The organism is Phyllobacterium calauticae (assembly GCF_019991125.1).
Lineage (GTDB): Bacteria > Pseudomonadota > Alphaproteobacteria > Rhizobiales > Rhizobiaceae > Phyllobacterium > Phyllobacterium calauticae.
Map to the genome: position 1 here is coordinate 20462 of NZ_JAGENB010000015.1, position 9958 is coordinate 30419.

A 9958-nucleotide genomic window follows, 5' to 3' on the forward strand; every position below is an offset into this window, starting at 1 on the left:
TGTTCAATCTCCTTGATCATGCGGCAGCGGCGAATTGCGCCTGAGCCAGAAGTTCGATGGATCTGAGGCGCTTCGCAGCGTCATTGATGGGGGTGTCGATGATGAATTCGCCGATACCGTAGCGGTCATGCAGCCAGTCGAGCCGGTCTGAAACCGTGCGGGCCGCGCCGCGCAGGACATTGGGTGTCTTCTTCTCGATCCTGTAATTGGCAGCACCTGCCTGGCGTGCGTATTCTTCTGCCTGTTCCTCACTGCCGACGGTGACGCTCTGGCCATCGTCCACATGCACCTTGAAGTGCTGGATATTGCCGGCCAGCCGGTCAGCCTCCGCATCCGTCTCGGCCGCCACGATCCCCACGGCAAGGAGAGGCGCGCGGCCGGGCGCTGCCTTCCGGTACGCCTCCAGTGTCTGCTGCAGGATCGTTTCGTCGCCGTTGAGGTGGCTGGCGAAGACAAAATCCCAACCCTGGGAGGCGGCAAGCAGCGCGCTGTCGACACTGGCGCCAAGCAGGAAGCGGTTGGCAGCGATGGCAGGACGCGGTGTTGCCTGAACGCCGGCAAGCGGGTCATCCGCAGGTAGCCCTTTGTCGAGAAAGGCGCTGAGCTGCGCGAGCTGGGCGGAAAAATCCTGCTTCTGCGTCCGCGGGACAACGCCCTGCAGGGCGCGCGTCGAAAACGGCAGTCCGCCTGGAGCCTTGCCCACGCCGAGATCGACGCGGCCGGGCCCCAGTGCAGCCAGGACATTGAAATTTTCGGCCACCTTGTATGGGCTGTAGTGCTGCAGCATGACCCCGCCGGAGCCCACGCGGATACGCGCCGTATTGGCCAGCAGGAAGGCGATCAGCACTTCCGGCGACGAGCTTGCCAATGTCGGCGCATCGTGGTGTTCGGCCACCCAGAACCGGTGGAAGCCCCACTGCTCCGCCTGGCGGGCCAGCGCGACTGTCCGCTTCAGCGCTGTGCTGGCCGTTTCGCCATCGTGGATCGGACTTTTATCGAGCAAACTCAGTGCGTAGCCCATGTCAGGGTATAGCCTCCATGTGATTGAAGCCACGCGTCGCCAGAGGCAGCGCGGACTCCGTTTTCAGAGGCAGTCAGATTTTATCGGATTTCGAGACCCGTCAAAGAACGCTTTGCTAAAAATCAGCGGGCAAACTGTATTAATATTCCTCTCGCTGACGGCGTGGATTAACCTGGTGGCTTGGATGCAGGGTACGAGGTTTATCGTTGATCTCCTGTTCAGCGATGGTCATTTTCCAACAATCTGGAGCCTTAAATTGACCGCATCCGATGGACAATTTGCACGGCAGTGAGTCTGATGGGATGATCCTTGGTGTAATTCTCCAGTTGGATATTGCGAGATCGCAGATATCTGTTGGTTGGATAATATCGTTCGGCGCATAAATGAAATCACGGAGGGACGCGGCCTTGAAGCCGGCCCTGAAGGTTTGAAATGGATCGGAACGGGAATATGCGCAGAAATTCAGTGGGATTGTGGGTATTCCTTCTCAGCGCAGTCGCGGCAAGCGGCTATCTCTATAGTTGGCTGGTCTATAGGCAGGGATATTTTTTAGGGGCCGTGTTTGCCCTTTCCATCTGTGTGCCGATTCTGGCGTTCGAACGCGGCCTCATCTTTCCGAAATTGCGTGCCTGGATCAACACATTGCCGACTGCGGGGTTTCTCGTCGCCGCATTGATAGCCGATTATGTGTTGATCAGCATCGGCAATGCCGTTTGCGGGATAACGCTGTGGAGCTTCGGCTGGATTGACGGTCCTTTCTGGCGCGCGGCAACGCTGTCACCGCAGGTGCTGCTCTACACGCTTGCCGTCCTGACCGTCATGATTTTCATCCTACGGGTGCGCGATCTTCTCGGCCGCGACATTTTTGCCAGCCTTCTGATGAGCCGGTACCGCCAGCCTGTGGCCGAAGAGCGGGTGTTTCTTTTCATCGATCTTGTCGGGTCGACCTCGTTTGCTGAAGAACATGGCGATCTGCGGGCGCAGCAGTTTCTTGGCGCGCTCTTTGCCGCCTTTGCCGAACCTGTCCGGCGTCACGGCGGAGCCATTGACGATTATGTCGGGGATGCGGCCATCATCACATGGCCCATTGAGCGCGGCATCAAGGATGCAAGTTGCGCCCGCTGTGTCTTCGATATTCTGGACAGTATCGAAAAGAATGCAAATCAATGGCTTGAGCGATTCGGAAGGGTGCCGCGCCTGCGTGCGGCCCTGCATGGCGGCCCGATCATCACGGCTGAGATCGGGGTGGATCATCACAAGATCACCTATTTCGGCGATACGGTGAACACCACGGCGCGGCTGGAAAGCCTCTGCCGCACATTGGCCACGCCGGTTTTGATCTCCAGCGAATTGGCGCAGAGGATGAGTTTCTCCAATGAAATCAAGGCAAATTACCTTGGAATGCATGGCGTCAAGGGCAGGGGGCAGGCGCTCGGAGTGATGGCCCTGACCCGCTGACATCGGGCGCTCCCTGTCGAAGTATCCTCATTCAGACAATTTCTGTCCACAAAGCGGCAAATCGGCCATTTGCACGATGACAGGCAGAGGCCGTTGCGCTATGGTCCAGCCTGTCGAGGGCTTCGGCCCTGTCAGTTTGCGGGAGAGTGTCGTGCATGGAAATGTGCAGGCCACCGAAGGGGAAATCGCCCGAAATCTCTCAGGTACCAGGAACCGCAAACCGGGAAGGCAACTCTGGAAAGTCGGGGGAAACTCCGCGCCGAAGGTGTAAGTTCAGTCAGGGGTCCTGATTGAGCGAGTCTCTCAGGCTTCCGACAGAGGGGCAAAGAAATGTTCCGTCGTGTGGCGGAGGTCTTTGCACGTCTCTGGAGTAAAAATGGGCACTGAAGATAATCTGAAACAATTGCCGCTTGACGATCTGCACAAGGCCGCCAATGCGCGCTTTGGCGGTTTTGCCGGCTGGTCGATGCCGATCACCTATCCGCTCGGTGTGATGAAGGAACATCTTCACACGCGCGAGAAGGCCGGGCTTTTCGACATTTCGCATATGCAGCTCTTTGACGTCGCCGGGCCACAGGCCGCGGCACTGCTGTCACGCGCATGCCCGCTGGATGCGTCTGCGCTTCAGGCGGGTCAGTCGAAATACACCTTCTTTCTCGATGACAAGGCAGGCATTCTCGATGACCTGATCGTCACCCGTCTCGGGGATGAGCATTTCATGATCGTTGCCAATGCCGGAAATGCCACGGCTGACGAAGCGCATCTGCGCGGCGTTGCCAAGGATTTCGACTGCACGATCGACGCGCTGGATCGTGTGTTCCTGGCCATCCAAGGGCCGCAGGCCGTGAATGTGTTGCGGGATGCCGGTATTGCCGGGACTGATCTTGCTTTCATGAACGGATTTGAGCCGAAGCCGGGCTGGTTCATGAGCCGCTCCGGCTATACTGGCGAGGACGGTTTTGAGATCGGCCTGCCGGAAGCCGATGCCCGTGTGCTTGTCGAAAAGCTTTTCGCCGACGAGCGTGTCGCCTGGATCGGGCTTGCTGCCCGCGACAGTCTGCGCCTTGAAGCGGGTCTGTGCCTGCACGGCCATGACATAACGCCGGATTATGATCCGGTGGACGCCGGACTGCTCTGGGCCATTGCCAAGCCGGTGCGCGAGACAGCGGGCTTTATCGGCGCTGCAGCGCTTCTCGCCAAGATCGCAACAGGATCGGCCAAGAAGCGCGTCGGCCTGAAGCCCGATGGCCGGCAGCCGGTGCGCACCGATGCCGAACTCTTTGATGCCGATGGCAACAAGGTTGGATTGGTCACGTCGGGCGGTTTCGGACCGTCGGCAGGTTTTCCCGTTGCCATGGGGTACGTCAGCAAAGAGCTGTCCGCGCTGGGCTCCAAGGTTTTCGCCGAGGTGCGGGGCAACCGCGTCCCGGTCGATATTCATTCACTTCCCTTCACTCCACATCGCTACCACAAAGGATAATTGAGATGGCAGCCACTTACTTTACCGAAGATCACGAATGGGTCCGCGTCGAGAATGACATTGCGACGGTTGGCATTACCGATCACGCGCAGGATCAGCTCGGCGATCTGGTTTTTGTCCAGTTGCCGGATGTCGGTCAGTCCTTGTCCAAAGGCGATGCCACGGTTGTCGTTGAATCCGTCAAGGCGGCATCGGACGTCTATGCGCCGCTGGACGGTGAAGTGACGGAAGTGAACGAAGCAACCGCAAGCGATCCGTCGCTGGTCAACTCGGCCGCCGCAAGCGACGGCTGGCTATGGAAGATGAAGCTGTCCAATCCGGATCAGCTGACCGGCCTTCTCGACGAGGCAGGCTACAAAGCAATCATTGGCTGAAGGCATGATGATGAAAGATACCATATTCCCGTTCGCTGACCGCCATATCGGTCCGAGCACACAAGGCTCCCGCGCCATGCTGGCGGCTCTTGGCATTCCGTCGCTGGAAACTTTGATTGCGCAGGCCGTGCCAAAATCCATCCGGCTTGAACGGCCACTCGACATTCCTGCGGCCGTCAATGAGTCGGAAGCTTTGGCCGAGCTTGCCGCCAAGATGAGCCAGAACAAGACCCACAAGAGCTTTATCGGTCAGGGTTATCACGGCACCCACGTGCCCGCAGTTATCCTACGCAATCTGTTTGAAAACCCGGCCTGGTATACCGCCTATACGCCGTATCAGTCGGAAATCAGCCAGGGCCGTCTTGAACTGCTGTTCCACTTCCAGACGCTGGTGACAGAGCTCACCGGTCTGCCCGTCGCATCCGCTTCGCTTCTGGATGAGGCGACGGCCGTTGCGGAAGCCGTCGGCATAGCCTATCGCCATCATCGCGAGAAGCGCATCCGCATCGTGATCGCCGGCGCCCTGCATCCGCAGACCGTCGATGTGGTCAAGACCCGCGCCGAGCCGCTGGGCATGACCGTAGATGAAGGCGAGATCGATGCCAGCGTTGCAGCGATCATCGTTCCATGGCCGGACACATTCGGTGTCTATGGTGACCATGCTTCGGTCATTCAGGCGGCCAAGGCCGCTGGTGCGCTGGTGATCGCCGTGGCCGATCCGCTGGCCCTGACAATCACCGCCCCGCCTGCCAAGGCCGGTGTCGATATTGCTGCCGGTTCCATGCAGCGCTTCGGTGTGCCGATCGGTTATGGTGGCCCGCACGCCGCCTATCTCGCCGTCAGCGAAACGCTGACCCGGCTTATACCTGGCCGTCTGGTTGGTCAGTCCGTCGACAGCAAGGGCCGTGCCGGCTATCGCCTTGCCCTGCAGACGCGCGAGCAGCATATCCGCCGCGACAAGGCGACATCAAACATCTGTACCGCGCAGGCACTACTGGCCAATATGGCAGTGTCCTATGCCATCTGGCATGGTCCGCAGGGGCTTCAGGCCATCGCTCGCCGTGTGCATGCCCAGGCGGCCCGTTTGGCCGCTGCGCTGACAGGGGCGGGCCTTTCCATCGCCGGATCGCATTTCTTCGATACGGTTACGGTCACTGTTCCCGGCAAAGCAGCCTCCATTGCTGCGGAGGCTGAAAAGGGCGGACGTCTGCTGCGCATTGTCGATCAGGACCGGCTCGGCATCACCGTGGATGAAACGACATCGGAAGATGACCTGAAGGCACTCTCTGCACTTTTCGGTGCCGATCTGCCTGCGGAAGCAAAGGCAACATTGCCCGGCGAAAGGCAGGCCGAGGGTTTCATGACCCAGGCCGTCTTTCATCAGCAGCGTTCTGAAACGGAAATGATGCGTTTCCTGCGCCGTCTGGCGGACAAGGACCTGGCGCTCGACCGCGCCATGATCCCGCTCGGCTCGTGCACGATGAAGCTCAACGCTGCCGCCGAAATGCTGCCGGTCAGCTGGAACAGCGTTGCCAACGTGCATCCATTCGCTCCTGCCAGCCATGCACTTGGCTACAAGGCGATGACGCACGATCTGGAAGCCTGGTTGTCCGAGATCACCGGCTTTGATGCGGTTTCACTGCAGCCCAATGCCGGCAGCCAGGGTGAATATGCCGGTCTCCTGGCCATTCGCCGCTATCATCTGGATCGGGGCGATGCGCATCGGGATATCTGCCTCATCCCGGAATCGGCGCATGGCACCAATCCGGCCAGTGCCCATATGGCGGGCATGCGGGTGGTGGTCGTGGCATGTGAAGAGGCTGGCGATATCGATCTTGAGGACCTCAAGGCAAAAGCCGACCAGCACAGCGCCAATCTTGCGGCGCTGATGATCACCTACCCATCGACCCATGGTGTGTTCGAAGAAGGTGTCAAGGATATCTGCACGGTCATTCATCAGCATGGCGGCCAGGTCTATTTCGATGGCGCCAACCTGAATGCGCTGGTCGGGCTTGCCCGTCCCGGTGATATCGGTGCCGATGTCTGCCATATGAACCTGCACAAGACCTTCTGCATTCCCCATGGCGGCGGCGGGCCGGGTGTTGGTCCGATCGGCGTGAAGAAGCATCTTGCTCCATTCCTGCCCGGTCATGTGGCCAAGGGATCGCAGCACGCGGTTTCAGCGGCTCCATTCGGCAGCGCATCCATTCTTCCCATCACGTGGATGTATATCCGCATGATGGGCGGGGCGGGCCTCAAGCGTGCAACCGAGATGGCTATTCTCAACGCCAACTACATCGCGGAGCGGCTGAAGGGACACTATCCCGTGTTGTTCACAGGACAGAACGGCCGCGTGGCGCATGAGTGCATTCTCGATACCCGTGTGTTGAAGGATAGCGCCGGGATCAGCGTCGAAGATATCGCAAAGCGCCTCATCGATTACGGCTTCCACGCCCCGACCATGTCCTGGCCGATTGCCGGTACGCTGATGGTCGAGCCGACGGAATCGGAATCCAAGCGCGAGATCGATCGCTTCTGTGATGCAATGATCCTCATTGCCGGGGAAGCGGAGAAGGTTGCCAGTGGCGTCTGGCCGCGTGACGACAACCCGCTCGTCAATGCACCGCACCCATCCGGCGATGTGCTGGCCGATGACTGGTCGCATCCTTACACCCGTAGGGAAGCCAGCCTGCCGGCAGGCGAGAGCGAAGAGAACCCGAAATACTGGCCGCCGGTGTCACGTATCGACAACGTCGCCGGAGATCGCAATCTCGTCTGCGCCTGCCCGCCCATGCAGGCATACAGCTAAAATAGAGTGCCCCTTCCGGATCATCCGGGAGGGGCTTTTTTTTACCAGTTCGGCGTCAAGCTCAGAGCTTCGCCGACATCACCATCGGGCGTCGGCTCAAGTTCCGGTGCCAACTGCCGCAACGCCCGGGGGAGCGCCTGCAGGTCATTCGCCTCGAAGGACAGGTGCGGCAGTCTTGCCCGGATCAGTCCGGCAACGGTTTTTGCCTGCAGTTCATCGCGTATACGTTTGGCGGCATCGCGGTCGCTGCGGCGCGACAACCACAGTTTGTGCAAGGCAAAGGCACGCGGATCGGGGCAGGTGTAGTCCAGCGGATAGCCTTTTTCATCGATGACAACAGTCGAGATTTTCGGACTGTTGACCAGCCATGTCAGGCCTTCGATTTCGATTGCCTGCAGGTCCTCATCATCGGCGCTGAAGCGCACTTTCTCCCGCGTCGACATGCGGTCCTTTGGCGTTGGCTTGATCAGGTCAACGAGAAAGCCGTCGCGGTTGGCGGCGCGATACCCATTTCTCGCCAGCGGTGCAAAAGAATGATCGATTTTTTGCAAAAGCCCGATCAAACCCTTGTGGGAAAAATCCTTGCTGATCAGCCGCAGGCTGAACCGGGAGTCGAACAACAGGTCGACATCCTGCGTCGATAAAAGCCCGCCGGTAATCTGGACACCAGCCATGCGTTCATAGGCAAAGAGCGCATTGGTTCCGACGACATCGACAGCCGTGCCGATCAATCCGGATTTTCCGAGCGCGCGGATGATGCGTGCAGTCAGAAGCGGCACTCGGCCCAAAGCCATGGCACGGTTGACGGGGGCGAGTTCATCCAGCCGCTTTGCGAGACGGGAAACGCGGGTCTTGGCGCTTTCACGCCCCATATGAAACTGCCCGAAGATCGCTTCCGTTTCGGCGGAGCGGGGTCCAAGGGATTTCCAGATGCCCTGTGTCTTCTTGTAGAGATAATCCTTGTCATTCGTGCTTTTCTTCCACGACATTGACCCGGAAAAACGCTGTTCATACTCCTTCAGACTGGTCCGGTAGACATCGTAGGCCTGTTCCGTATCAATGAGCTGGCGTATTTGATCTGAAGATAATTCTCTGAATTTGCTCATTTTATCCCCAAATATTGCATTATTGGCAGTGGGAGGGATAATACACTGGTAAAACTAAATTAGAAAGTTGATATTCAAAGGATTATCCCTATTATATTATTAATTCATGAGAATGGGGATAATTCGTTGTCCTTCAATAACTAACGTGAGTTGAGCGCGCCGATGTCAATCGCAGTTTCCTGCAGTGCTGTTTGCCCGTTGCAGCTATCCGGCGTTTGCCTGTTAAAGTAGAGGCAGCGCAATCGGCAAAGTAGTCAAAGAGGTTCCATGTTCGATCTGAAAGTTACCAACGCAACCTTGCCTGACGGCCGTACAGGTCTCGATATCGGTGTGCAATCCGGCCGCATTGTTGCGGTTGGCGTCAATCTCGGCGGGGAGGCGGGGGAGACGATCGATGCCGGCGGTCTTCTGGTTTCGCCCCCCTTTGTCGATAGTCACTTTCATATGGATGCAACGCTGTCGCTCGGCCAGCCGCGCCTCAATGAAAGCGGGTTACTGCTCGATGGAATCCGGATATGGGGTGAATTGAAACCGCTTCTCACCCATGAGGCTGTGATCGAGCGCGCCCTGCGCTATTGCGATCTGGCGGTCGCACAGGGCCTGCTGGCGATCCGGACCCACGTGGATATCTGCGACGAGCGCCTGCTGGGTGTCGAAGCGCTGCTCGACGTCAAAAGACAGGTTGCACCCTATATCGACCTGCAACTGGTGGCTTTCCCGCAGGATGGTTACTACCGCTTTCCCGGCGCTGTTGACCTGCTCAAGCGGGCGCTTGATCTCGGTGTCGATGTGGTTGGCGGTATTCCGCATTTCGAGCGCACCATGGCCGATGGCGCAGCGAGCGTCAAAGCGCTCTGCGAGATTGCGGCGGATCGCGGCCTGATGATCGATCTGCACTGTGACGAGACCGATGATCCGTTGTCACGGCATATCGAAACACTGGCCTATGAAACCCGGCGCCTCGGTCTTGGCGGCCGTTCGACGGGGTCGCATCTGACCTCGATGCATTCGATGGACAATTACTACGTCAGCAAGCTTTTACCGTTGATTGCAGAGGCCGGCGTGGCGGCGATTGCCAATCCGCTGATCAATATTGGCATCCAGGGTCGTCACGACACCTATCCGAAGCGTCGGGGCATGACCCGCGTGCCGGAGCTTCTGGCCCATGGCGTTACCGTTGCCTTCGGCCATGATTGCGTGATGGACCCCTGGTATTCACTCGGCCAGGCTGACATGCTTGATGTTGCCAGCATGGGGCTACACGTGGCGCAGATGACGAGCCGCAGCGCCATGCGCCAATGTTTTGCCGCGGTTACCACCGAGCCTGCCAAGATTCTCAATCTGGAAAATTACGGCCTCGACGTCGGCTGCAAGGCGGACATGGTGCTGCTGCAGGCTGCTGATGCAATCGAAGCAATCCGCCTCAAGGCAACGCGGCTTGCCGTCATCAAGGCAGGCAAGGTCATCGCGCGCGCGCCGAAGCGGATCAGCACACTCGCTTTGGACCGGCGTCCCGCTATGGTTGATCCCGCAAGCTACGCGCCCTTCATTCACCAAGGATAATTTGAGTTCCATAAGATACGTTATGCGATTTTGATGTGTAGCCGCAAAGTTAAAATGTCCTGTTTCTGCAAAGTAGAAACGTCGCTGTGTCACCTTCTCGTTGATTGCAACGAGATTTGGGATGCGGATTTTGGGACTGATTTTAAT

At 58.4% G+C, this 9958-nt stretch carries 7 protein-coding genes and 1 riboswitch; of the genes, 5 read left to right on the plus strand and 2 right to left on the minus strand.

The features are described from left to right. Positions 1 to 16: 16 nt before the first annotated feature. The gene (locus J1W56_RS25265) at positions 17 to 1021 is read right to left on the minus strand and encodes an LLM class flavin-dependent oxidoreductase (protein ID WP_223616044.1); all 1005 of its coding nucleotides are present in this window, start codon (positions 1019 to 1021) and stop codon (positions 17 to 19) included. A gap of 450 nt (positions 1022 to 1471) precedes the next feature. Between J1W56_RS25265 and J1W56_RS25270 the strand changes: the two genes are divergently transcribed. The 4 genes from J1W56_RS25270 to gcvP all read left to right on the plus strand — a co-directional run bounded on the left by J1W56_RS25270 (position 1472) and on the right by gcvP (position 7142). Beyond that, positions 1472 to 2479 carry an adenylate/guanylate cyclase domain-containing protein gene (locus J1W56_RS25270; RefSeq protein WP_223616045.1) on the plus strand — a complete coding sequence of 336 codons (1008 nt, stop codon included), beginning with the start codon at positions 1472 to 1474 and terminating at the stop codon, positions 2477 to 2479. Between the two features lie 129 nt (positions 2480 to 2608). Continuing rightward, a riboswitch (glycine riboswitch) is annotated at positions 2609 to 2705 on the plus strand. Positions 2706 to 2855: 150 nt separating this feature from the next. Beyond that, on the plus strand, positions 2856 to 3959 hold the full coding sequence (gcvT, locus tag J1W56_RS25275) for a glycine cleavage system aminomethyltransferase GcvT (protein ID WP_223616046.1): 1104 nt from the start codon (positions 2856 to 2858) through the stop codon (positions 3957 to 3959). 5 nt (positions 3960 to 3964) lie between these two features. After that, a complete protein-coding gene (gene gcvH / locus J1W56_RS25280; RefSeq protein WP_223616047.1) occupies positions 3965 to 4333 on the plus strand; it encodes a glycine cleavage system protein GcvH in 369 nt (122 codons plus the stop codon). Between the two features lie 10 nt (positions 4334 to 4343). Beyond that, complete coding sequence (gene gcvP / locus J1W56_RS25285; protein ID WP_223616048.1) at positions 4344 to 7142, plus strand: aminomethyl-transferring glycine dehydrogenase; 2799 nt, start codon at positions 4344 to 4346, stop codon at positions 7140 to 7142. A 41-nt stretch (positions 7143 to 7183) separates the two neighbouring features. On the opposite strand, the gene J1W56_RS25290 is transcribed toward gcvP, so the two are convergent. After that, on the minus strand, positions 7184 to 8248 hold the full coding sequence (locus J1W56_RS25290; RefSeq protein ID WP_223616049.1) for a GSU2403 family nucleotidyltransferase fold protein: 1065 nt from the start codon (positions 8246 to 8248) through the stop codon (positions 7184 to 7186). Positions 8249 to 8515: 267 nt separating this feature from the next. Between J1W56_RS25290 and J1W56_RS25295 the strand changes: the two genes are divergently transcribed. After that, positions 8516 to 9811 (plus strand): amidohydrolase family protein, encoded by a 1296-nt coding sequence (locus J1W56_RS25295; protein WP_223616050.1) that lies wholly within the window; start codon positions 8516 to 8518, stop codon positions 9809 to 9811. The last annotated feature ends 147 nt before the right edge of the window (positions 9812 to 9958 follow it).